The organism is Yoonia sp. TsM2_T14_4 (assembly GCF_049602355.1).
In the GTDB taxonomy this organism is placed as follows: Bacteria; Pseudomonadota; Alphaproteobacteria; order Rhodobacterales; family Rhodobacteraceae; genus Yoonia; species Yoonia vestfoldensis_A.
The window spans coordinates 2277158-2299674 of sequence record NZ_CP187137.1 but is presented as its reverse complement, the minus strand read 5'-3'; the positions used below and the strand labels follow the sequence as shown (position 1 = coordinate 2299674).

Annotated in this window: 28 protein-coding genes; 10 read left to right on the top strand and 18 right to left on the bottom strand. The window is 62.6% G+C overall.

Features of this window, described 5'->3' with window-relative positions:
• Positions 1-5: 5 nt before the first annotated feature.
• The 3 genes from ACPF9B_RS11380 (at position 6) to ACPF9B_RS11370 (ending at position 2681) form a co-directional block, all read left to right on the top strand.
• Positions 6-422, top strand: coding sequence for a hypothetical protein (locus ACPF9B_RS11380; protein WP_131494601.1), 417 nt, complete (start codon positions 6-8; stop codon positions 420-422).
• A 70-nt stretch (positions 423-492) separates the two neighbouring features.
• Positions 493-1869, top strand: a complete 1377-nt coding sequence (locus ACPF9B_RS11375) for a leucyl aminopeptidase family protein (protein ID WP_424177482.1) — start codon at positions 493-495, stop codon at positions 1867-1869.
• A complete protein-coding gene (locus ACPF9B_RS11370; RefSeq protein ID WP_424177480.1) occupies positions 1866-2681 on the top strand; it encodes a C40 family peptidase in 816 nt (271 codons plus the stop codon). The genes ACPF9B_RS11375 and ACPF9B_RS11370 overlap by 4 nt, the downstream gene beginning before the upstream one ends.
• On the opposite strand, the gene ACPF9B_RS11365 is transcribed toward ACPF9B_RS11370, so the two are convergent.
• The 4 genes from ACPF9B_RS11365 to ACPF9B_RS11350 all read right to left on the bottom strand — a co-directional run bounded on the left by ACPF9B_RS11365 (position 2678) and on the right by ACPF9B_RS11350 (position 4253).
• Positions 2678-3136 (bottom strand): hypothetical protein, encoded by a 459-nt coding sequence (locus tag ACPF9B_RS11365; RefSeq protein WP_424177478.1) that lies wholly within the window; start codon positions 3134-3136, stop codon positions 2678-2680. The genes ACPF9B_RS11370 and ACPF9B_RS11365 overlap by 4 nt on opposite strands.
• Positions 3133-3300: a hemin uptake protein HemP gene (hemP, locus tag ACPF9B_RS11360; RefSeq protein ID WP_081440159.1), complete on the bottom strand. Its 168-nt coding sequence runs from the start codon at positions 3298-3300 to the stop codon at positions 3133-3135. The genes ACPF9B_RS11365 and hemP overlap by 4 nt, the downstream gene beginning before the upstream one ends.
• Before the next feature lie 124 nt (positions 3301-3424).
• Complete coding sequence (locus ACPF9B_RS11355) at positions 3425-3763, bottom strand: DUF2794 domain-containing protein (RefSeq protein WP_007206766.1); 339 nt, start codon at positions 3761-3763, stop codon at positions 3425-3427.
• A 223-nt stretch (positions 3764-3986) separates the two neighbouring features.
• Positions 3987-4253: an I78 family peptidase inhibitor gene (locus tag ACPF9B_RS11350; protein WP_424177475.1), complete on the bottom strand. Its 267-nt coding sequence runs from the start codon at positions 4251-4253 to the stop codon at positions 3987-3989.
• 100 nt (positions 4254-4353) lie between these two features.
• Here ACPF9B_RS11350 and ACPF9B_RS11345 point away from each other — a divergent pair, with 100 nt between their 5' ends.
• Positions 4354-5466: an S-(hydroxymethyl)glutathione dehydrogenase/class III alcohol dehydrogenase gene (locus tag ACPF9B_RS11345; protein WP_040483003.1), complete on the top strand. Its 1113-nt coding sequence runs from the start codon at positions 4354-4356 to the stop codon at positions 5464-5466.
• Positions 5467-5495: 29 nt separating this feature from the next.
• Positions 5496-6236, top strand: a complete 741-nt coding sequence (locus tag ACPF9B_RS11340; protein ID WP_007206769.1) for an NYN domain-containing protein — start codon at positions 5496-5498, stop codon at positions 6234-6236.
• On the opposite strand, the gene ACPF9B_RS11335 is transcribed toward ACPF9B_RS11340, so the two are convergent.
• Positions 6233-6856: a TetR/AcrR family transcriptional regulator gene (locus tag ACPF9B_RS11335; protein WP_040483321.1), complete on the bottom strand. Its 624-nt coding sequence runs from the start codon at positions 6854-6856 to the stop codon at positions 6233-6235. The two genes, ACPF9B_RS11340 and ACPF9B_RS11335, sit on opposite strands and share 4 nt — an antisense overlap.
• 413 nt (positions 6857-7269) lie before the next feature.
• Here ACPF9B_RS11335 and mbfA point away from each other — a divergent pair, with 413 nt between their 5' ends.
• On the top strand, positions 7270-8247 hold the full coding sequence (mbfA, locus tag ACPF9B_RS11330; protein ID WP_007206772.1) for an iron exporter MbfA: 978 nt from the start codon (positions 7270-7272) through the stop codon (positions 8245-8247).
• Here the strand turns inward: mbfA and ACPF9B_RS11325 are convergent.
• The 5 genes from ACPF9B_RS11325 to ACPF9B_RS11305 all read right to left on the bottom strand — a co-directional run bounded on the left by ACPF9B_RS11325 (position 8187) and on the right by ACPF9B_RS11305 (position 12927).
• On the bottom strand, positions 8187-8822 hold the full coding sequence (locus ACPF9B_RS11325; RefSeq protein ID WP_424177471.1) for a GNAT family N-acetyltransferase: 636 nt from the start codon (positions 8820-8822) through the stop codon (positions 8187-8189). The two genes, mbfA and ACPF9B_RS11325, sit on opposite strands and share 61 nt — an antisense overlap.
• Entirely contained in the window at positions 8819-10903 is a 2085-nt protein-coding gene (glp, locus tag ACPF9B_RS11320; RefSeq protein WP_424177469.1) for a gephyrin-like molybdotransferase Glp, read from the bottom strand. The genes ACPF9B_RS11325 and glp overlap by 4 nt, the downstream gene beginning before the upstream one ends.
• Positions 10903-11394 (bottom strand): molybdopterin-guanine dinucleotide biosynthesis protein B, encoded by a 492-nt coding sequence (gene mobB, locus ACPF9B_RS11315; protein ID WP_424177467.1) that lies wholly within the window; start codon positions 11392-11394, stop codon positions 10903-10905. The genes glp and mobB overlap by 1 nt, the downstream gene beginning before the upstream one ends.
• Complete coding sequence (gene mobA / locus ACPF9B_RS11310) at positions 11391-11972, bottom strand: molybdenum cofactor guanylyltransferase MobA (RefSeq protein ID WP_040483006.1); 582 nt, start codon at positions 11970-11972, stop codon at positions 11391-11393. The genes mobB and mobA overlap by 4 nt, the downstream gene beginning before the upstream one ends.
• 73 nt (positions 11973-12045) lie before the next feature.
• On the bottom strand, positions 12046-12927 hold the full coding sequence (locus ACPF9B_RS11305; protein ID WP_007206777.1) for a formate dehydrogenase accessory sulfurtransferase FdhD: 882 nt from the start codon (positions 12925-12927) through the stop codon (positions 12046-12048).
• 60 nt (positions 12928-12987) lie between these two features.
• On the opposite strand from ACPF9B_RS11305, the gene ACPF9B_RS11300 reads away from it, so the two are divergent.
• On the top strand, positions 12988-13710 hold the full coding sequence (locus ACPF9B_RS11300) for an AzlC family ABC transporter permease (protein WP_424177464.1): 723 nt from the start codon (positions 12988-12990) through the stop codon (positions 13708-13710).
• The gene (locus ACPF9B_RS11295; RefSeq protein ID WP_424177462.1) at positions 13707-14042 is read left to right on the top strand and encodes an AzlD domain-containing protein; all 336 of its coding nucleotides are present in this window, start codon (positions 13707-13709) and stop codon (positions 14040-14042) included. The genes ACPF9B_RS11300 and ACPF9B_RS11295 overlap by 4 nt, the downstream gene beginning before the upstream one ends.
• Here the strand turns inward: ACPF9B_RS11295 and ACPF9B_RS11290 are convergent.
• From ACPF9B_RS11290 to ACPF9B_RS11280, 3 genes are all read right to left on the bottom strand, one after another.
• Complete coding sequence (locus tag ACPF9B_RS11290; RefSeq protein WP_424177460.1) at positions 14032-14640, bottom strand: hypothetical protein; 609 nt, start codon at positions 14638-14640, stop codon at positions 14032-14034. The two genes, ACPF9B_RS11295 and ACPF9B_RS11290, sit on opposite strands and share 11 nt — an antisense overlap.
• 6 nt (positions 14641-14646) lie before the next feature.
• A complete protein-coding gene (locus tag ACPF9B_RS11285; protein WP_007206781.1) occupies positions 14647-14787 on the bottom strand; it encodes an aa3-type cytochrome c oxidase subunit IV in 141 nt (46 codons plus the stop codon).
• 82 nt (positions 14788-14869) lie between these two features.
• Positions 14870-15337: an Lrp/AsnC family transcriptional regulator gene (locus ACPF9B_RS11280; RefSeq protein ID WP_424177457.1), complete on the bottom strand. Its 468-nt coding sequence runs from the start codon at positions 15335-15337 to the stop codon at positions 14870-14872.
• Between the two features lie 105 nt (positions 15338-15442).
• On the opposite strand from ACPF9B_RS11280, the gene ACPF9B_RS11275 reads away from it, so the two are divergent.
• Positions 15443-15682: a DUF6356 family protein gene (locus tag ACPF9B_RS11275; protein ID WP_007206783.1), complete on the top strand. Its 240-nt coding sequence runs from the start codon at positions 15443-15445 to the stop codon at positions 15680-15682.
• Here ACPF9B_RS11275 and ACPF9B_RS11270 read toward each other — a convergent pair.
• The gene (locus tag ACPF9B_RS11270) at positions 15666-16706 is read right to left on the bottom strand and encodes an MBL fold metallo-hydrolase (RefSeq protein WP_424177455.1); all 1041 of its coding nucleotides are present in this window, start codon (positions 16704-16706) and stop codon (positions 15666-15668) included. The genes ACPF9B_RS11275 and ACPF9B_RS11270 overlap by 17 nt on opposite strands.
• On the bottom strand, positions 16706-18412 hold the full coding sequence (locus tag ACPF9B_RS11265; protein WP_007206785.1) for an acyl-CoA dehydrogenase: 1707 nt from the start codon (positions 18410-18412) through the stop codon (positions 16706-16708). Before ACPF9B_RS11265 ends, ACPF9B_RS11270 begins: the two co-directional genes overlap by 1 nt.
• A gap of 114 nt (positions 18413-18526) precedes the next feature.
• Between ACPF9B_RS11265 and ACPF9B_RS11260 the strand changes: the two genes are divergently transcribed.
• Complete coding sequence (locus tag ACPF9B_RS11260; RefSeq protein WP_424177452.1) at positions 18527-19474, top strand: L-threonylcarbamoyladenylate synthase; 948 nt, start codon at positions 18527-18529, stop codon at positions 19472-19474.
• Between the two features lie 18 nt (positions 19475-19492).
• Here ACPF9B_RS11260 and ACPF9B_RS11255 read toward each other — a convergent pair whose 3' ends face one another.
• Genes ACPF9B_RS11255 through ACPF9B_RS11245 form a run of 3 tightly spaced genes read right to left on the bottom strand, consistent with a single transcriptional unit; the run spans position 19493 to position 22493 of the window.
• The gene (locus ACPF9B_RS11255) at positions 19493-20251 is read right to left on the bottom strand and encodes an NAD(P)H-dependent oxidoreductase (protein WP_424177450.1); all 759 of its coding nucleotides are present in this window, start codon (positions 20249-20251) and stop codon (positions 19493-19495) included.
• 5 nt (positions 20252-20256) lie between these two features.
• Complete coding sequence (locus tag ACPF9B_RS11250; protein ID WP_007206788.1) at positions 20257-20583, bottom strand: hypothetical protein; 327 nt, start codon at positions 20581-20583, stop codon at positions 20257-20259.
• Positions 20580-22493 (bottom strand): OmpA family protein, encoded by a 1914-nt coding sequence (locus tag ACPF9B_RS11245; RefSeq protein WP_424177447.1) that lies wholly within the window; start codon positions 22491-22493, stop codon positions 20580-20582. The genes ACPF9B_RS11250 and ACPF9B_RS11245 overlap by 4 nt, the downstream gene beginning before the upstream one ends.
• Positions 22494-22517: the final 24 nt, after the last annotated feature.

Genomic DNA, 22517 nt, shown 5'->3' with positions numbered 1-22517 from the left:
GGGTCATGGACAAGACAATGCAATTCCACATGGCCAGACCCCGCCCCGCCGGCGAGGTTGTTTTCCTGCGTCAGCATGGTGGCGCACGGCGCGATCCAGACCTGCTGGCGCAGGTGTTGGCGGGTCATCCCCAGCGCGCGGCTGAAGACATGTTGTGCGATATTCTGGAAGGGATGGCCAATTGGCTGGACCGGTTGCAGCAGGGGCTGGCAGCAGGCGCATATGCGGCCATGGGTAAACCCGCAGCCCGTATCGCGCTGGTGGCGGGGCAGATCGGGTTGACCGATGTTGCTGTTGCCGCTGATCATCTGGCGCAGGCGGCGGTCGTGGGTGACCCTCACGCGCTTGCCGCGATTCTGGGACGGTTGGAACGTGCCTTTGACGTTGCTGTGACCGAACTGTGGGATTTCCGCGATCTGTGATACCCGATGGCGCTTGCAGCCTGCATGGCGGCGGTTACTCTGGCAAGTAACTGACCTGACTGGATGACCCATGCCCCTTGCCTTTGCTACTGCCGACACTGCCGCGATTCCCGTTCATGTTCTGCAAGCAGACCAGGCCCCCGGATTTATTGCAGCCTTGCCCGACCCTGCGCAGGCCTGGGCGGGGCATCAAGGGTTCACGGGCGCGCTGGGGCAGGTTCTGATTCTGCCCGATGCGCAGGGTGGCATTGCGCAGGTGCTGGTCGGCTATGGCACGGCGCAGGCCCGCGCGCGCGGGCGGTTTCATCTGGGCGCCGTCGCGCGGCAATTGCCCAAGGGCGTCTATCGCATCGCATCCGGCCTGACCGGTCTTGATCTGGAAGAGGCGGCGCTTGCATGGGTGCTGGCGGGCTATCAATTCGTCCGCTACCGCAAACCGGCCGAGCCGATCGCGGGGCTGGTCGCCCCCGACGGGATCGATGCCGCCCGGGTCCAGATCATCGCGCAGGCCGAGGCGCTGACGCGCGATCTGATCAACACGCCCGCCTCTGACATGGGGCCGCAAGAGCTGGAAACGGCGGCCCGTGCGCTGGCTGATGCGCATGGCGCCGCGATCACCGTCACCACAGGTGATGATCTGATCGCGGGGTTCCCGCTGATCCATGCGGTCGGTCGCGCCAGCCCGCGCGCGCCGCGCCTGATCGACATGCGTTGGGGTGATACCGGGCCAACCCTGACGCTGGTGGGCAAGGGCGTGTGTTTCGACACCGGCGGGCTGAATATTAAGCCCGGTGCCTCCATGGGGCTGATGAAAAAGGATATGGGCGGTGCCGCCACCGTGCTGGGGCTGGCGCAGATGATCATGGCGCTGGGCATCAGGCTGCGGTTGCGGGTGCTTATTCCGGCGGTGGAAAACAGCATCGCGGGCAATGCGTTCCGCCCGCAGGATATTCTGACTTCGCGCAAGGGGCTGACGGTCGAGATCAACAACACCGATGCCGAAGGGCGGTTGGTGCTGGCCGATGCGCTGGCGCTGGCGGATGAGGAAACGCCCGATCTGGTGATTTCCATGGCGACCCTGACGGGCGCGGCGCGGGTTGCGGTGGGGCCGGACCTGTCGCCGTTCTTTACTGACAGTGACGATCATGCCGCCGCCATCACAAGCGCCGCGCGGCAGGTGGCCGACCCTGTCTGGCGGATGCCGTTTCATGACCCTTACGAGGCGCTGATCGAACCCGGCATTGCCGATCTGGACAACGCGCCGGGCGGTGGCATGGCGGGCAGCATCACCGCGGCGCTGTTCCTGCGGCGCTTCGTGCAAAGCCCCTATGTGCATTTCGACATCTATGGCTGGCAGCCATCCGCGGCCCCGTCACGCCCCAAAGGCGGCGTCGGCATGGGCGCGCGTGCGGTGCTGGCGGCCTTGCCAAGCCTTCTGAAACTGTGACCGACCGCCGCCTGACGCCTGCGAATGGCCGTGTTGCCGCCTTGCATCTGGCAGGGCAGGTCACGGCGGACCGCTATCTGGCAGGGCAGCCGATGATGCTGACCCGTCCGGTCAGTGACCTGTGCGCCGCACCTGCGCAGGCGCGAGACAGGCAATTGCTGTTGGGTGCCGTTGTCACGGTGTTCGAAGATCGGGATGGCTGGTCCTTTGTGCAGGCGGTGGATGGCTATGTTGGCTATGTCGCCTCGGACCGGCTGGGCGCGGTGCAAGAGGCGACTCATATGGTCGGGACCATGGCGACCCATGCCTATCTGGCCGAGGATATGAAATCGCGCGATGTCATGGCGCTGCCGTTCGGGGCGCGTGTCACCGTGCTGGACGAGAGGGCCAAGTTTTTCGAAACAACGCTGGGCTATATCCCGAAAAAGCACCTGCGCCCGCTGGACCGGCCTTTCACCGATCCGGCCACCGTCGCGCAGTTGCATTTCGGCGTGCCTTATCTGTGGGGCGGCAATTCCACGCGCGGGATCGATTGTTCGGGGCTGGTGGCGGCAGCATTCGGGGCCTGCGCCATCCTCTGTCCGGCGGACAGTGATCTGCAATGCGCGGGGCTGGGGGCTGATTTCAACGGCGCGGCGCGGCGGGGCGATCTGATTTTCTGGCAGGGCCATGTGGCGATGATGGTGGATGATGCGACGCTGATCCATGCCAATGCGCATCACATGGCGACCGCCTATGAACCGCTGGAGGCTGCGCGCCTGCGCATCGCCGCGCAGGGCGGCGGGCCGGTCACCGCGCGCCGCCGGATTTAGTGCAGACAGATTGCCTGATCGGGCCGCTGCACCAGCATCTGCCGGATCCGCAGGCCGAAATCTGCTGCCACCGCCGTCAGTTGCGGGGCCAGATCGGCGCGTACCATCAGCATTGCCAGCCAAAGCGCGTCTTCGCGGTCAGCACTGGCTGCATTGGCCACGAAGCGCGCGAAATTTGCTTCGTCCGGATGTAGGCAGGCGGAATTCAGCGCGTGATGGTGCAAGGGCCGACGGCGGTGCAGGGCCAGCAGATCGACCATCGCGGCAAAAGCCTTGGTCGTCAGGTCGGCGCGGGATTTGCCCAGACCATTGGTCAGATCGCTGCGCATGGCGCAACGCCCCTGTGGCCCCGCGCACCAAAGCCGCAGATAGATCACGACGCAGGCTTCCAGATCATCAAGCTGGGACAGACGAAACGCCGCCTGACTGCCAAGCGCCGGGTCATGAACGGTCATTTCGTCAAGATCAGCTTGCCCGCGCGGGTGATTCGCAAAGTGTAGGTCTGATCGCCCAACACGATATGGGCCTGATCGCCGCCTTCGGTCAGACGGGATGCTTCATGTGCCGGAAGCACGCGGCTCGCCGATGTTGCCGACGTTGGAAGTGTGTGAACTGTCATTTGCCATGAACCTTTCAAAGATTTGATCGGGCTTGCTTGCACGGGGAACAGGCTGGCTGGACACGGCATCATCATCCCGCTGGCGCAGCGAAATGTCAACCTGAGTTTTTTAGTCAGGTATAAATTATTTCTCGATCAGCCGGATCAGCTTGCGTTCGAGAACCTGCAATACGGATTTGAGATCGTTGCCGCGCTTGAGCACCTGCCCGTCCATGCCGACAACGGCATATTGCCCCTGCCGCAGCCGCAGGCGGGGATTTTTTTCGATTCGGTAAAGCGGGTTTTCCGCCGTGCGCCGGAAGATCGAAAAAACCGCCATATCGCGCAGGTTGGAAATGCCATAGTCGCGCCATTCGCCCGCCGCGACCATGCGGCCGTAAAGCCCCAGGATCAGCGCCAGTTCGGTACGGTGAAAAGCGACCTGCGCGGGCGCGTCAAACGGGGAAGGGGTCTGGATAGTCATTATGAATGGTCGCGCCACCTGCCCGTGAAATCAAGCCCCATTGAAATCCATCTATCCATGGCGCGCGGCCTTTGTTCCGCCGCAATATTAACGCTGCAATGCCCATCGCGCAGCCAAATTGGAACACACAGGTTGGCAATAGTTAACACATAGCGAAATGCTACCTCGATGCTGCGGCCCAAAGCCCCCACCCAAACCGCGGTATCGAGGACTTTCGTTTTCCCTAGCCGCAGCTGACATCCGCAATCATGTCCTGATCGCTGATCTTGAAATTGATCCGGCCAGCGCGGTAATCCATCGTGACCATCGTCCAGGGCCGGATAACACGGACCTCTTGCATGATCAGGACCCGTTCCAGCGCGGTGGCGGGCTGGCCGACCAGATAGGTGTATGCGTCCACACCGCAGGTATCGGGAAACGACGGGGCGGCGGGCTGGTCCTGCGTGCTGGCGCAGGCGGCAAGAAACAGTAAAGGGATCAGATGGCGCATAACCCCAGCTTTTCCGCGATCAGCGGCTTTGGCAAGTGCGTGGTTGAAATCCGTGCCGGTTTCGCAGATCAACGCCCTATCGCAGCAAGGAGAGTTTGACATGCGCACAAGAGCAGCAGTGGCAATGGCGGCAGGGCAGCCGTTGCAGGTGATGGAAGTCAATCTGGACGGCCCTCGTGCCGGCGAGGTTCTGGTCGAAATCAAGGCGACGGGCATCTGCCACACCGATGAATTCACGCGCTCCGGTGCCGATCCCGAAGGCCTGTTTCCTGCCATCCTTGGCCATGAAGGCGCGGGCGTTGTGATCGAGGTTGGTGAAGGTGTCACATCCTTGCAGCCCGGTGATCATGTGATCCCGCTATACACGCCCGAATGCCGCGAATGCGAATATTGCCTGAACCCTAAAACCAACCTGTGCCAGAAAATCCGCAGCACCCAAGGGGCGGGTGTCATGCCTGATGGGACCAGCCGGTTTTCGATGCTCGATGGTACGCCGATTTTGCATTACATGGGCTGTTCGACCTTTGCCAATCACACCGTCCTGCCGGAAATCGCGCTGGCCAAGGTCCGCAAGGATGCGCCTTTCGACAAGATCTGCTATATTGGCTGCGGTGTCACCACGGGCATCGGCGCTGTCATCAACACCGCCAAGGTCGAGATCGGCAGCCGCGCGATTGTCTTTGGTCTGGGCGGAATCGGGCTGAACGTGATCCAGGGCCTGCGGCTTGCCGGGGCTGATCAGATCGTCGGCGTGGACTTGAACGACAGTAAGTTTGATATGGCCACCCGTTTCGGCATGACCGATTTCGTGAACCCGTCGAAAGTGTCGGGCGATCTGGTCGCGCATCTGGTCGCCTTGACCAAGGGCGGGGCCGATTACACATTCGATGCGACTGGCAATGTCGGCGTAATGCGCACCGCACTGGAATCCGCGCACAAAGGTTGGGGCGAAAGCATCATCATCGGCGTGGCCCCTTCCGGTGCCGAAATCTCGACCCGGCCGTTCCAGCTGGTGACCGGCCGTAGCTGGCGCGGCACTGCATTTGGTGGCGCGCGTGGCCGTACCGATGTGCCAAAGATCGTCGATTGGTATATGCAGGGCAAGATCGAGATCGACCCGATGATCACCCACAAGCTGAAGCTTGAGGATATCAACAAAGGCTTCGATCTGATGCATGAAGGCAAAAGCATCCGCGCGGTTGTCGAATTTTAAGCCGCGGTAAAACCACAGAAAGGGCAGACATGGCCAAGGATCGTATGTTGTTGGCCGTGTTGATCGACGCGGACAATATCCCCGCCAAATACGCAGGCCCGATCCTGCGCGAGGTCACGACCTATGGCGAGCCGGCCCTGCGCCGCGTCTATGGCGACTGGTCCAGCCCGGCCTTGGGCGGCTGGAAAAAGGAAGTCGTCGACCTGGGGCTGGTCGCCAATCAGGAGACTGCCAATACCCGTGGCAAGAATGCCAGCGATATCGGGCTGGTGATCGACGCGATGGATATCCTGCATTCGGGGCGGTTCGACGGGTTCGTTCTGGTCAGTTCGGACAGTGATTTCACTGCCCTTGCCAACCGGCTGCGCGAAAACGGCGTTGTCGTGATCGGCATCGGCGAAGGCAAGGCACCCGTCAGCCTGCGCAATGTCTGTAACCGGTTTATCCTGATCGAAAACCTTGTGGATCAGGAAAAGGAACAGCCCGTTGCGGCAAAAGGCGATATTGCCAAACCCGCACCCTCGGGCGCGCCGTTGCGTAATCCGCCTTCGGCCGCGATCCCGATGGTGATCAAGGCGATGGACAGCATCGACGCCGAAGGCGAATGGTATTCGCTGGGCCAGTTGGGCCAGTATATCACCCGTGCTGCCCCCGATTTCGACCCGCGCACCTATGGCAGCGCGAAACTGTCGGATCTTTTGGTCAAATCGGGCCGGTTCGAGGTGCGCAAAGGCCAAGGCAACCACCTTGAGGCCCGCAGGCTGGATTAGGGTTTCACCCCGTAACGGGCCATGAACATTTCCACCGCGCCATTGATCACGCGGTCCTTTTCGGCGCGGGTAAAGCTGTCGGACATGCTGAAGACCATCCGCGGGAACAGGTCCGCCTTGCACAGTTCATGGAACTGGTCAGCGGCCAGCAGCACGTCATCAATCCGCAATTCGCCACGCTCCATCGCAATGCGAAAGAAATCCACCATGCGCGCGCGGATCAGCATCGGGGCGCATTCATAGAATTCACGGGCCAGTTCAGGGAATCGCCCGCTTTCGGCAACGCAGATGCGAAACACGCGGGTGCCGAATTCAGAGGTAATGAAATCGACCATCTCGGTTGCGATCGTGCGCAACACCACTGTCGCGGGCGCGTTGAAATCAATGGTTTCGATCACATTCTTGGTCTGGCGGTGGCAGGCCATTTTCGCGACCTGCATGAACAGCAGCTTCTTGTCCGGAAAATAGCTGTACAGCGTCGCCTTGGACACGCCTGCCGCACGTGCGATGTCGTCAACCGACGCGCCCTCATATCCGTCTGACATGAATACTTGGCGCGCACCGTCCAGAACCTGATCGAGTTTGCGGCCCTTTTTCGGCTCTGGCGCACCATCTGGCATCATAGTCTCCTCTTGGATTTTACCATAAACTGATCAGTTTACTTCGGGCAAGATGATAACGGTCGCTGTCTGTCCCTAAGGCTGTCTGGGCCTATCCAAGGGCAACGCGCAGATCTCGATCACTGCGTCTGTGACGCTGCATGATGGCGGGTTTTCCGCGTTGGGCGTCATCAGGGACGGATTGGTCAGCGACGGTCGGCTGATAATCAATGACGCGACAGGTGCTGCGAAAGCGGCGCAAAACACGGATATGACGATCAGGCGGGTCATGCAGGTTCCGGTTCTGAATGTCATGACAACTAAACTGTTTGGTTTACTTTGCAAGACAAAAGTGAACTGTACGGTTCATTTTATACACTTGTCAGATCGTTACAGGCGCGTAGATTAGAATCATTCTAAATAAAGGACACGCAATGATTCCCGGTTTCGCCGACCGCCGCCGTTTCAACGACCTGTCAGAACAGGAAATTCTTGCGCTCGCCATTTCATCAGAAGAGGATGACGCGCGGATCTACCGGGCCTATGCGGACAAGCTGCGCCCCGAATATCCCGCATCCGCAGCGGTTTTCGATGGCATGGTGGTCGAGGAAAGCGAACACCGCCGTCGCCTGATCGACCTGCATGTGGCACGTTTCGGTGACGTCATCCCCCTGATCCGGCGCGAACATGTGGCAGGGTTCTATGCCCGCCGTCCGGTCTGGCTGGTGGAAAATCTGGGTCTGGAGCGTATCCGCGACGAGGCCACGCGCATGGAACGTGACGCGCAGCGGTTTTATGAACTGGCCGCAAGTCACGCGCGCGATGCCGCGACCCGCAAATTGCTGGGCGATCTGGCTGCGGCCGAGGCTGGCCATTCCGACAAGGCTGCGTCTTTGGCCGTGACCCATCTGGACGGCGATGCCAAATCAACCGAGGAATCCGCCGCCTATCGCCAATTCGTGCTGACATGGGTGCAGCCGGGGCTGGCGGGGTTGATGGATGGATCGGTGTCCACGCTTGCGCCGATTTTCGCGGTGGCCTTTGCGACGCAGGATACCTGGACGACGTTTCTTGTCGGGCTGGCGGCGTCGGTCGGGGCGGGTATCTCGATGGGGTTCACCGAGGCGGCATCGGATGACGGCAAGATTTCGGGCAGGGGCTCGCCCTATAAACGCGGGCTGGCGGCGGGGGTGATGACCACCCTTGGCGGTCTGGGGCATGCGCTGCCCTATCTGATCACCGATTTCTGGACAGCGACGAGCGTTGCGCTGATCGTCGTTGTTGTCGAACTCTGGGCGATTGCGTGGATTCAGAACAAATATATGCAGACGCCTTGGGGGCGCGCGATTTTTCAGGTGGTGCTGGGCGGGGCCTTGGTTTTTGCGGCAGGCGCGCTGATCGGGTCGGGATAGATGTCGCGCACCATGGTCGTGACGGCGCGAAAGCCAAAAATGTACCGCCAAAGCCCCATCTGATAGGTCTGCGTATCAACAAAGCGCTGTTGCAGATATAGCGCCCGCGCCCGTGGGTTCGTGTCGATCACATCCAGCCGGACCTGCCGGTAACCGCGCGTCTTGGCCTCTGCGGTGATCGCGTCCAGCAGGGCGGTGCCCACGCCGCGCCCGCGATATGCGGGGGCGACGAAAATCCCGTCCATCAGGAAACGGTCATTGTCGGTGTCGCGTTCCAGCGCCGCCAACAGGCTCGTCCGCATTGCCGCGCCGGTCCAGCCATAGACCCGCCGCAGGTCGGTGAAATTGCCGCTGACCAGCGCGCCGCGCTGCGTCTTGAACCCAACCACCCCCAGCAGGCGACCGTTAGCATCATGCGCGCAAATCCCGTGATCTGACCGCAGGACCTGGCCGATGAACACCAGCGCGCGGTCTTTCGGCCCCATGACGAAACCCAGCTTCTTGCCAAAAGCCTCCCAATAAAGTGCTGCAACTTCGGCACGGTCTGCATCGGGGATGCCGATGGTGATCTTCATCTGAAACTGTCAAAAGGAATATAGGTGACCGGATCGCCGGGGCTGATCGTCATGGCTGCGTCGGGCAGCATGACCAGCCCGTCGGCCCAAGCCAGCCCGCTGACCCGCCCCGATCCTTCGGAGGCGAAAACCTCGGCCTTCCCATCCCTGATCCGCGCGCGCAGATATTCGCGCCGCCCGGCCTTTTTGGTCTTTGCAAAGGCGGCGGGCAGGGTGAACCCCTGCGGTTCCGGCCAGTCGCCGCCTGCCATCACGGCCAGTGCCGGATGCGCAAAGACCAGCGCGCAGACCATCGCCGCGACCGGATTGCCGGGCAGGCCCAAGACCGGCTTGCCGTCCCAGACGCCCATTGCCAAAGGCCGTCCCGGTTTCATTGCCACCCGCCACAATGCCAGCGACCCCGTGCCTGCCAGCAAGGCGGACATATGGTCTTCGTCCCCCGCCGAGGCCCCGCCAGATGTCAGGATCACATCGCAGGTCGCGGCACCCTGATCCAGTATCCCGCGCAGGATGTTGCGGTCATCGGGCGCGCGCCCCAGATCGACAGCTTCATGCCCCCATTGACGCACAAGTGCGGCCAGCATCGGGCGGTTGGCGTCGAAAATCTGCCCTTCGGCAATCGCGCTGCCGGGATCGCGCAATTCATCGCCGGTGGACAGGATACCCACGCGCAACGGGCGATAGACGCGGACGTCCCCGATGCCAGCGGCGGCGCACATGCCCAGATCGGCAGGGGTCAGCCTGCGCCCTTGCCGCGCGATGATCTGGCCTTCGGTCATGTCTTCGCCTGCGGCGCGCGCATTGGCCCCGCGTTTCAGCGGCCCTTGAAAGGTGATGGCCGTATCGGTGGCTTGTACATCCTCTTGCATCACGACCGTATCGACCCCCTGCGGCAGGTTTGCACCGGTCAGGATGCGGATCGCATGGCCTGCGGGGACAACCCCGGCAAAAGGCTGGCCCGCCGCCGCGCGCGCCTGCACCAGTGTCAAGCTTTGCGCGCCGGGGCCGGCCGGTCCGGCAAAACCGTAGCCATCGACTGCCGCATTGGGGCTGGGCGGATGGGCGCGCAGGGCGCTGACATCCTGTGCCAGATAATGCCCTGCTGCTGCTGCAAGGGGCTGGGGTTGCACCCCAGCAACGGGTGGCAGGTGCTGACGCAGATGCGCCAGCGCCTGATCGACCGGCGTCCAATGCACGCCTTGGGGCAGCGCAAAGCAATCGTTGCGCAGCACCGGCGCGCTAGCCGCCTGTTCCAGCAAGGCGACGTGATCCAGCCCAAGGATCGTGCCTTCGGCCGTCGCAGGCACGTCGAGCATGCGGGCCAGATCCTCTGGCGCCAGCGCCGAGAGCGCGCGCGCCAGAACGCGCACCTGATGCGCATCCTTGATCGCACCGGGCGGGCAGGTGGCGGCTATTGTCTTGGCGATCAGCGAAGGCCAGACTTCGACCAGCGCAATCGGCGGCGTCAGCGGCTGGAACGGCCAGACCGCCAGATCCGCGCCAAAGCGGTGCCGCAGCCGCGCCAGCACCGGCAATCCCATGATGACCTGACTGCCGACAGCCCCTGCGCCCGCCAGTTGCCAGACCGCAAAAGCCCCCTTGGCCTGCTGTTCGGCGGCGCGTTTTTCGGGCAGGCCATGCCCCTGTCGGGCCAGCCCCTTGCGCGGCAGATCGGGGATGTCGCGCGCCAGCCCGTTGCCCCAAAACGGCCCGATCCCGGGGAAACGCGCGTTGATCTGTCCTGCCAGATCGAACCGGTTGTTGGTGCTTGGGCTGTCGTGCACATGGGTGGCAAACCAGTCCCAGATTGCGAAAGGATCGTCGGTGCCAGTCAGCCCCCGACCAAAGCCCGCAGGATAGCCAAAGGCGAAATCGAACCCTGCCAGCACGCGCCGTCCGGCGGCCTGTTCGGCGGCAAGAAACCGGCTGATCCAGTCTTCGGCCAGCTGTCGGTTGCGGTGGTAAACGGGATCTTCGGCCAGACCTGCGCGGGCGATGCCTGTCCAGATCGCGTCTTTCTTGGGGCTGGTGCCACGGTCGTTGCCGCCTGACCAATCGACGATCAGCACCGTGTCGAACATCACAAACCGACCTCGGACAGGATGAAATCGGCGATGGCGGCCGTGTCGTTCAGATCGAAGACAGGCCGGTCCAGTGTCAGCGTCGTATCGCTGGCCACTGCACGCACGGTCGGATCATCGAGCGCGATCAGCGGGTTACCTGTCACGGCGCGGAAGGCTTCGACCTTAGGGTGGGCGTCGCGTTTATAGCCTTCGATGAGCACCAGATCGACCGGCGACAACAGGCGCAACAGATCGGCCAATGGCGGTTCCGCTGCGCCACGCAATTCGCTCATCAAGGCCCAGCGATCGCGCGAGGCAAGCAGCACCTGCTGCGCCCCTGCCTGCCTGTGGCGATGGGAATCCTTGCCAGGGTGATCGACGTCGAAAGAATGATGCGCGTGTTTGAGGGTCGAGACAGAGATCCCGCGGCCTGTGATCTCTGTCACCAGCCGTTCCATCAGCCCGGTCTTGCCCGCGTTTTTATAGCCGACGATGCCATATATTTTCATAGCATTCCCTGCGCGCGGGCCAGATCATCCGGCGTGTTGACGTTGAAAAAGGCGATGTCATCGGGGAATTCCGCCGTGCCTGCGCCATGGCCATTGGTCCAAAGCACGACTTTGCGCAATCCGCCCAGCAAGGCTGCGCGCAGATCCTCGCGCAGGGCCACTGGCCAGAGGCCAAAGGTTGGCTGTCGGCCCCCCGGGCTTGCCGCCAGCGCCAGCCCCTGATCGCCCCCCGCCAGTTGCAGGCGCGGCACCAGATCACAGGGCAAAAACGGCGTGTCGGCAGCGGCGGTGACGATATGGCTGGCACCGCGTGCCGCCGCCCAGTCCAGCCCCGCCAGCACCCCCGACAACGGCCCTGCGAAATCCGCGATACTGTCTGCGATCACCGGCAGGCCGACCGCGGCAAAGCGCGCGGGATCGCCGTTGGCATTGAGCGCCAGCCCCGCCACCTGCGGCTGCAGCCGGTCGATCACATGCCCCAGGATCGTGCTGTCGCCCAAGGGCAACAGCCCTTTGTCGCCGCCCCCCATCCGCGTCGCAAGCCCGCCCGCGAGGATCACCCCAAGCGGCGCGTTCACGCAGGCACCTGCAGGTGTTGCCGGTTTGGGAGCCTCCGGCGGGAGTATTTTTGGAAAAGAGAAGCGGAAAGGATCATGTGGCGGCCTTTCGCCCGGCGCGGGCCGGCTCGTCGGGGATCGACGTCGGGTCGGCGTCGCGGATCAGGCGCTGTTCGCCGGCCAGGCAGACGAACCGCTGGCCTTTCATCCGCCCGATCAAGGTCAGCCCGATGTCACGCGCAATTTCCACCCCCCAGGCGGTGAAACCCGACCGCGAGGCGAGGGCAGGTATGCCCATCAAGGCCGTCTTGATCACCATTTCCGAGGTCAGCCGGCCGGTGGTGTAGAGCAGTTTGTCGGCGGCGTCGATGTTGTGGTGGTGCATCCAGCCTGCGATCTTGTCCACAGCGTTATGGCGCCCCACGTCTTCCATATAGACCAGCGGGCGCGCCCCCTGGCACAGCACTGTGCCGTGGATCGCGCCTGCCGAAAGATAGAGCGAGGGGGTCCGGTTAATCGTTGCCGCCAGTGCGTAAAGATCGGAGGTGCGCAGCGGCATGTCAGGCAGTGTGACGCCTGCCAGCCCTTCCATCATGTCGCCAAAGACAGTGCCGACCGCGCAGCCGCTGGTGCGGGTCTTTTTGCGCAGCTTGTCTTCGAAGGTGGTTTTTGAGGCCGTGCGCACGACCACGGTTTCCAGTTCTTCGTCGTAATCGATGCCGGTCACGGTATCATCCGCGCGCAGCATGCCCTGATTGCGCAGAAACCCCAGTGCCAGATACTGCGGATAATCCCCGATCGTCATCGCAGTGACGATTTCCTGACTGTTCAGATAGATCGTCAGGGGGCGTTCCTCGATCACGCGCAGGTCGATGGGCGCGCCGGTCTGGTCAGTGCCGGTGACCGCGCGCGTCAACCTGTCCGCTGCCGGATCGGGGGCGATCAGATAGGACGAAAGATCATCAAGTCGTGCCAATTGTCATTTCCATTTCGCGGGTTTAAGCCTGCCGTACCGCAGCCAAGCTAGGCCATAGCCATGACAAGTTCCACCGTCAAATCCCCTGCGACTTCTGCCTATTGGGCGGGGGTGCGCGATGGCAGCCCTTTCGTGCTGATGGCTGTGCCTTTCGCCACATTGTTTGGCGTGGTGGCGACGGATGCGGGGCTGACGGTGGCGCAGGCGATGGGGTTCACCGTTCTGGTTATCGCGGGGGCTGCGCAATTCGCCGCCGTGCAGATGATGATGGAAGATGCCGGTATCGCCTTTGTGTTGTTGGCCGCATTGGCGGTCAATCTGCGCATGGCGATGTATTCGGCGTCCTTGGTGCCCTATCTGGGGGCCGCCCCTTTGTGGCAGCGCGCGCTGGTGGCCTATCTGAATTTCGACCAGACCTATATCACCTCGGTCGCCCGGTACGAGGCGCGCCCCGAGATGCGCGTGCAGGACCGTTTCGCCTATTTTCTGGGGGTGGCCACGCCGATCACGCCTTTGTGGTTTGTCATGACTTTGGTCGGGATCCTCGTTGGGTCCGCCATTCCAGAGGCCTGGGCGCTCGATTTCATCGTGCCGATCATGTTTCTGGCGATGGTGTCACCGATGCTGAAATCGCTGGCCCATGTGGCTGCGGCTGCGGTGTCGGTCAGTGTGGCGCTCGCATTCGTCGGCCTGCCGTCCGGCACCGGTTTGCTGGTCGCGGCGGCGGCGGCGATGGTCACCGGTGCAATCGTCGAGACGTGGATCGAAAGGCGCAAGGCATGACCTATTCCACGGGTGAGATCTGGCTGATCATCGCGGTTCTTGGGGCGGGGACGTTTCTAATCCGGTTTTCGTTTCTTGGGTTGATTGGCGACAGGCCGATGCCGCCATTGGTGCTGAAACTGCTGCGCTTCACGCCTGTTGCGGTGCTGCCGGGGATGGTCGCACCGCTGGTCTTGTGGCCAGCGGCGACGGGTGGCGCGCCTGACCCTGCGCGCATGATTGCGGCCATCGTGACGGTGGCTGTCGGAATCCGGACGCGCAGCGCGATCTGGGGGATCGCTGCGGGGATCGGGACGTTGTATCTGGCGTTGTGGGTTTTTGCTATTCGCTGAGGGCGGCGTTGATCCGGGCTGCGGCGATGGATTTGTCGTCTGCATCGTCTTCGCGGTATGCGCGGGTTTCAACGCCTGGCAGGGTGGCAAAATCATCTGACAGCCGGTTGGGTGACCAGGTTTGCCTGATCCCCGCAAACCCCGGCAATTGCCGCAACAGCCGCGAGGTCGCGCGTGCGCAATGTGCTTGTGGCACTGGGCCATTCGCCAGCGCCAGTTGCAGCGCGCGTTCGGCAATTTCAGGCGCGACCTGCACGGTTTGACCTATGACGTGATAGGTCACACGCGCGTGGAAGCTGACGTAGAATTGTTCAAGCTCAGGTGTCACCCCGAACAGCACATCATTGCGTTCCGGCATCCGGTTTTGCACGAAAGACCCTGCCGGATCGAATAGCACCCGCTGGCTTGCGTTGATCAACAGCGACGAATGGGCCCCGTTGCCGGAGCCATTGTTTTTCATCGTGTACAGCGTCAGATAGCTGTTGTCGGGGTCACGAAAGATGGCCCGTGCGACAATGTCGTCGGGTGCCCACACCTGTTGGGCGGCGCAGGCCGACAAGGCGAGCGGCGCGCCGACCAAGAAAAAGCGGCGCTTCACTGATAATCAGGCGTTCAAAAGCGCAAGCAGGATCAGCACGGCGATGCTGATCATGGCACCTTTCGCTGACAGGCTGACGAAACCATCAAAGGTGCGTTCCTGTTCGCTAATGTCCATCTTTCCGGGCTCATGGTCATTGTTGGCCATTGTCGGCTCCTCTTTTTGGATGATTTGCTTTCGCTTACCCGATTTGCACAAGGCTGTCACGCGGTCAGGTGGTCACGTTTTGTCATAGTGACAGCGGCACTGCCGTGGTTTCCTTGATTTCCTCCATCACGAAACTGGCCGAGATGTCAGAGACCGAAATCCGCGCGGTCAACCGTTTGTAAAACGCGTCATAGGCAGGGACATCCGCGACCCGCACGCGCAGGACGTAATCCAGATCGCCGGTCATCCGGTAGGCGCCCACGACCTCGGGCAAGGCGCGCAGGGCGGTCTGGAATTGATCCATCCATTGCGCGTCATGCGCGTTCGTGCGGATCAAGACCATCGCCATCAGCGGCACGCCGACCTTGGCTGGATCGACCAGCGCCACACGCGCGCGGATCACGCCTGCCTGTTCCAGCGCCTTGATCCGCCGCCAGCAGGCATTGCGCGACAGATGCACAGCGGCGCTGATGTCATCGACAGACAGGCTGGCGTCTGTTTGCAGCACTTGCAGGATACGGCGATCTGTTTCGTCGATAGTTTGGGTCATAATGTGGATAATATCCCATGATCTGCGTGAATGACAATGAAATTTGGGACCGGATTTGGCGGCTGATGGGCTAGCCTGGCCGAAATCCCACCAACAGAGGTTTTCATGTCAGACGCATCCCAAGACACCGCCCGCAGCAATTTGGTCGCTACGCTGTTCCTTGATCATCCGGCCAGCGTGAATGAAACCTATCTCGGGCATATGCGCTTTGCCTTGGGGTTTTCGTTCTGGCTGGGTGTGGCGTCACTGGCGGCGCTGGTCCATGCCGTGATCCCCGCGCTGTGCGAGACGACAGCAAGCCGGATATTAAAGCGCCTGCATGCGCGGATTATGGCACGGCACTGAACATATAGGCCCCGTCCTCGCGCAGATGGCGGCTGGCGCGTCCGGTCTGGTGCAGGTGGTTCAGATGCGCCACCGCCTCGACCAGCGCCAGCCCGTATTCGGCGGGGCCGATCTGGCGTTTGAACAGCGGCACGAAACACGCGCCCGCCGCGCGTGGCTGGTCCAGATGGGCGACCAGCCGGTCCAGCGCGCCGTGATGATTGTCGATCATCTGCCGCAGCCGCAGCGGCAGGCCGGTAAAGGGCAGTTTATGCCCCCCAAGGACCAGTTGGTCGGGCTGCGCAAAGGATTGGAAACCTGTGCAGCTGGCCATCCAGTCGCCCACGGGGTCGGCATCGGGTTCGGTCGGATAGACCCCCAGATTGGCGCTGATCGAGGGCAGCAACTGATCACCGCCCAGCACTACCGCATCATCGCGCGACCAGAAGGTCGCATGTTCGGGCGCGTGCCCATCGCCCATGCGGATGTCCCAGATCCGACCGCCCATCTGCATCGTGCCACCGTGTTGCAACCGCTGATACCCCAGCGGCAAGGGTGCCACGCAATCGGCAAAGTTGAACGGGCGTTCGGTCTTGCGCCGTGCCAGTTCATCCGCCGCCATGCCGGCGCGTTCGTAAAAGGCGATGGTTTCCGGCGCGGGCCGGTCCTGCACATCAAGCGTCAACATTCGCGCCATCAACCAGCCGGTGCGCGGCATATGCAGCGCTGCACCCTGTGCGACAAACCACCCCGCCAGCCCCACATGATCGGGGTGGTGATGGGTCACGATCACACGGGTGACGGGCTTGCCCGCCAGCGGGCCGTCCAGCAATCTTTGCCAGATTGCCTTTGATGTGACGCTGGCAAAGCCGGTATCCACAACCGTCCAGCCATCGCCATCATCCAGCGCATAGACATTCACATGATCGAGCGCCATCGGCAGCGGCAGCCGCATCCACAGGATGCCGTCGGCAACGCGGACAGCCTCGCCCGCAGTGGGCGGATCGGGAAAAGGATACCGGATGCCAGCGCCGCCATCGGGCATCAGGCGGCGGCCAGATCGTCGGCTGTGATTGCCGCCAGATCGGCGGCCCCTTCACGCACATGGATCAAAAGGCCCAGATATTCGGGCAGCATCCGCTTGATATAGAATGTCGCAAGCCGCAGATGGCCCGTATCGCCCGCCATGGCGCTGGCCAGATGGACATGCCCGCCCAGCACCCGCGCAAAGGCGCGCAGATAAGGTACGGCACCGGCGAAACGGTCATTCAGATCAGGGCGGCCAACCAGCCATTCGGTCGCTTCGCGCAGCGTTTCAGCAGCTTCCCAGACCGCATGGGCCAGATCGGGGTGGGTCGCCTTGGCGGCCTCTGCCCCGCGGACAACATCATCCAGCAGGCGGAACGCGGCATCGCCACCATCCATCAGCTTGCGCGCGACAAGGTCCATCGCCTGAATGCCATTCGTGCCTTCGTAGATCGTGCTGACGCGGACATCGCGGACGAATTGGGCGGCGCCGGTTTCCTCGATAAAGCCCATGCCGCCATGGATTTGCACGCCGGTATTGGTGGCCTCGACCCCGACATCGGTGCCGAAGGCCTTGGTGATCGGCGTCAGAAACGCCGCGCGCGCGGTCCAGGCGGGATCATGCGTTGCTGTCGCCATGTCGATGGCCACGGCATTCATCAGCGCGATGGCGCGCGCAGCATAGATATCGGCGCGCATCGTTGTCAGCATCCGGCGCACATCGGCATGTTCGATGATCGCACCCGTGCCGTCAGCGCGCCCCTGCTTGCGATCCTGCGCATAGGCCAGCGCGTGTTGCAGCGCGCGTTCGGCGGTCCCGATCCCTTGCATGCCGACACCCAGACGGGCGTTGTTCATCATGGTAAACATCGCGGCCATGCCACCATGTTCCGGCCCGACCAGCCAGCCGGTCGCACCCGCATATTCCATCACTGCGGTCGGTGATCCATGCAGGCCCATCTTGTGTTCGAGGCTGACGACACGCAGATCGTTTTTGCGGCCCGGATTGCCATCCGCATCGGGGATCAGCTTGGGGACCATGAACAGGCTGATCCCCTTGGTGCCGGGATTGGCGCCCGGCAGACGGGCCAGCACCAGATGGCACACATTGGCAGTAAAATCATTATCTGCCCAAGAAATATAGATTTTCTGTCCGGTGATCGCATAGGTGCCGTCGCCGTTTGGTTCGGCCTTGGTGCGCAAGGCACCAACATCGGACCCCGCCTGCGGCTCGGTCAGGTTCATCGTGCCGCACCATTCGCCGGAAATCAGTTTCGGCAGGTAAACCGATTTGATCGCGTCCGAGGCATGGTGTTCCAACGCCTCGATCTGGCCTTGGGTCATCAGCGGGTTCAGTTGCAGCGCAAGGCAGGCGCCAGACATCATCTCATTGACGATGGTGGTCAACGTCATTGGCAAACCCATCCCGCCGTGTTCCGTCGCGGCCGACATGCCGATCCAGCCGCCAGTTGCGATGGCGCGATAGCCGTCTGGGAATCCGGGGGGGGTCCGTACGATGCCGTTGTCCAGATGCGCGGGGTTCTTGTCACCGATCTGGTTCAACGGCGCGAGGATATCTGCGCACATCTTGCCGGCCTCGGTCAGGATCGCGCCCGTCATATCGGGTGTCGCATCCGCAAACCGGTCGGTGCCTGCGACCTCTGCAAACCCCACGACATGATCCAGCAGGAACCGGAAGTCACGGATCGGGGCGCGATAGGGCATTTGAACATCTCCGACTGAATGGTCTGCTTGGCAAGGGCGGATGCCGCGGCTATGCAGAGGATCAAATGTCAAAGTTATCCATCCCATGTCACCCTTCAACCTGAACGCTACGTCATGAGCACGCGAGGCGCGGCCCTTTTGCAGCCCGATGCCGCAGGTCTGGCGCGCGCGGCAGAGATCCTGACGCAAGGCGGGCTGGTGTCGTTTCCGACCGAAACCGTTTACGGTCTGGGGGCTGATGCGCGCAATGACCGGGCAGTCGCCGCGATATTCGCGGCCAAGGGGCGGCCATCGTTCAATCCGCTGATCGTGCATCTGGGGGATATCGCCGCCGCCAACGAAATCTGCGATTTCAATGATGATGCGCGGTGTCTGGCCGCGGCCTTCTGGCCCGGCGCGCTGACCTTGGTGCTTCCTTTGCGACCGCAGGCGGGCATATCGCGGCTGGTGACGGCAGGGCTGGACAGTATTGCGGTCAGGGTGCCGGACCATAAGGTGGCGCAGGGTTTGCTGGCTGCCTTCGGCGGGCCGGTGGCTGCACCTTCAGCCAACGCGTCAGGCCGGATCAGCCCCACAACAGCCGCCCATGTGCGCGACAGTCTGGGTGACCGGATCGACGCGCTGGTCGACGGTGGGCCTTGCTTTGTGGGTCTGGAATCCACAATCGTCGCCTGCCTTGGCACGCCCACATTGCTGCGCGCGGGCGGCATCCCGTCCGAGGCGATTGCGGCCTGTCTGGGGCGGCCGTTGGCCATATCGGAAAACCCCGATGCGCCCGTGTCACCCGGTCAGCTTTTGTCGCATTACGCGCCGATTGGGCAGGTCCGGCTGAATGCGACCGCGCGGCAGGACGGCGAGGTGATGCTGGGTTTCGGATTGATGGATGCTGATTTGAACTTGTCACCCGCAGGCGATCTGACCGAGGCCGCAGCACGCCTGTTCGACTGCTTGCACCAGCTGGATGCGATGGGGGCTGCACGCATCGCGGTGGCCCCCATCCCCGATCACGGGTTGGGTCGCGCGATCAACGACAGGTTGAAACGGGCAGCAGCGCCTAGGTAAAGTGGGCTTTAGCCCACCCTACGGATCATGCCGGATAAAAGGTGTCACGCTGGGCCTGCCCGCGCGCAGCCGGCCCTTGGCATCAAAATCAGCATCGGCGTTGAAGGCGATTTCAGGCAAGGCATCGAACCCCGCGATCAGCGCCGCGTGCCGTTCCAGCACCTGTCCCAGCTTGTCCGTCAGGGCCATGGCAGGTTCGCCCCGATGATAGCCATGCACACCATGCACACAGACCGGCTGCAATACCGTCATCCCGACATAGCGCAGCGTATAGGCAAGCGGCCACAGCAGCAGGTTCACATCACCTTCCTTGCCGTTGTAGGCGCTTTCATCAGTGCTGGATCCGGTGGTCACGCAGAAAAGCGCCTTTTTGCCTTTCAGGATTCCGGTGTCGAACCGCTGGTCGGTGGTATGCAGCGCGCCATGGGCCAGCGCACGGTCGCACCAGCCTTTGAGCATGGCAGGCGGTGAAAACCACCACAGCGGAAAGTGAAAGACGATCCGGTCAGCCCGGTGCAGTTTGGCGACCTCGGCGGCGACATCGGCGGGCAGGGCGGTTGCGGTGGCATGGGCTTGCGCCTTGAGCGGATCGAAAGGGATACCGGCGGGGTGGTCGTAATGCGCGGCCCGTTCGGCAGGGTCAAATCCAAGCGCATAAAGATCGGACCAGATTACTTCGTGGCCAAGATCGGCGCTGGCCGTGGCGCTGACCTGCGCCCATTGCGCGTTGAAAGACCGCTGTTCGGGATGGGCCAGAACGACCAGGGTGGCAGCCATCCGGCCTAGCCCGCGTGCTGGCGTTCGATGTAGCTGCGCAATTCCTCGGCCTCGCGGCGGGCCTCGCGCAGGCCATCCATTGCGGCGCGCAATTCAGCCTCGGTCTGGGACAGCTGGTTGGTCATCTCGGCTTCGCGCTGTTGCAGATAGGTGATCGCCTGATCGCGGGTTTCTTCGGCCTCGTGCAAGGCTTGCGCCATCTTGTCCAATTCGCCGATTTCGGATGTGGTCACGCGGGTAAAGCGGTTGACAAGCCAGCTGGCGAACCACCCCAGCGCGAAGGCCACGAACAGGATGACTGCCGTCGCGATGATGAATTCGGTTCTGTTCACTGTGTCGCCTCTGCCGCGTCGTCCCCTGCACCGTCTTGGGCGGTTTCGGCGTCGGTTTCAAGCGCTTCGGGCAGGGTTTCGTCGGTGACGGCGTCTGCGTCCTCAGGCACGATCAGGCTGAACTCGATCCGGCGGTTCGCCTCGCGGCCTGCTTCAGTGGCATTATCGGCAATCGGATCGGCGATGCCGTAGCCCACGGCCTCGAATGTGGACACTGGCACGCGGCGGGCGCGCAGGGCGGTCAGCACGGCATCGGCGCGGTCTTGCGACAGACGCAGGTTCATTGCCTCGCGGCCTTGGCTGTCGGTGTAACCGGCCACGCGGATGCGCAGGTCACCACAAAGGCGCAAGACCTCTGCGATATCGTCGATCACCGGCTGGGCGGCGGCCGTGATGCTGGCGGACCCTGGATCAAAGGTGATCTTGCGCCCGTCAGTCATGGCAATGATCTGGGCGATGCATTGGTCTGGCGTCGGCAGGGCGGCGATCGGGTCCAGCGCCTCGACATAGCCGATGTCCAGGTCGAAATCGGCCGATTGTCCCAGCTTGTCGATCATCAGTCGCGATATTTCGGCTGTGGCGGTTTCGTTGCCCGTGTTGCCGCGAACCGTGATTGTCTGCGGCTCGACGACGACAATGCCATTGGACAGTTCCGACAGCGCCTCGATCCCGGCAAGGACGCGGACAGACCACCCGACGGGCAAGTCGTCGACCACGCGGGTGCGCATGGTGATATTACGCTGACCGAATTTGGCCGTTGCGAAATTTTCGGCCACCATATTGGTCAGGTCGTCGGGCATCCGCCCGCGCAGCTGGACATGGCCTTCGGGGCTGAGCGTGGCGGTGAATTGCGGTGGGCCAGCGGCTTGATCATCCGGCAGCTTGGGCAATTCGGCGGTCAGGGCAAAGACATCGGGCAAGCTGTTTTCAAGCTCGCCTATGGCGTTGTCAAAAATGCCCTGTTCCGTCCCGGGCAGGGCGGCCAGAATCACGTCGGTGTCGGTCAGCGTTACGGTGCCGCCTCCGACATCATGCAGGGCGTCAATGGCCAAGGCGACCGCCTGGCCCCAATCCTGCGACGGTGCGCCAAGGGCCAGCGTGCAGGTCACGCGGCCTTCCAGCCCGGCGCTGGTGGCCGCGTCCAGGATCAGTTCGCGGGCGTCGACGGTATCGACAGCGCAGGCATCGAACCGCGCGCCGTCTGCGTCCAGAATAAACCGCGCCGTGAAGGGCGATATCACCGGCCGCGGCGCGTTGATTTCCAGCGCCAGGCGCACGCCATCGGGCCGGCTGCGGGCAAGGGCGGCCTCCAATCGGCGTTTATCGGTCAGATTGTCGGCGATACCGCTGATGGTGATCCGGTCCGCGGTGACCGAAATCTTGGAACGGGGCAGCATTTCCAGCGCCACAATCGCGAAATCAACGGCGGCGCGCCATGTCGGGGGCGTTGGGTAATCGCCGGTTTCCAGCAGGTCCGCCACGCCTTGCCCGTCTGCTATTCGCGTGATGCGGCGCGCCAATGCGTCGCGGTTGGTGCTGGCAGGGATCAGGCCGATCAGCGACACACCGCTGTCATTGCGCAGGATTTCGATCTTGAATTCGGGTGGCGCGAAATCTGCGGCATCCGCGACCGACAAATTGTCGATCACACGGCTTGCATCGACGACCCCGCCAGCCGCTGATATTGCGCGAAAGCGCCCAGCCTCGGTGGGGGCGGTGCCTTCGAGAATCACCTGCAACCCGTCGCCCAAGACGTTTGTCCACTCATGGCCGTTTTCGGCCAGTGTCTGGCGTACGGCATCGACCGACCGGTCTTCGACCGTGGCGACCGTCAGCTGTGCGGCGGCGACCGATCCGGCGGCTGCGACACTGAAGGCGATGATCCGTATGAAAATGGCAGAAAGGCGCATTCAATCCCGTTTCTTTTGTCCCGG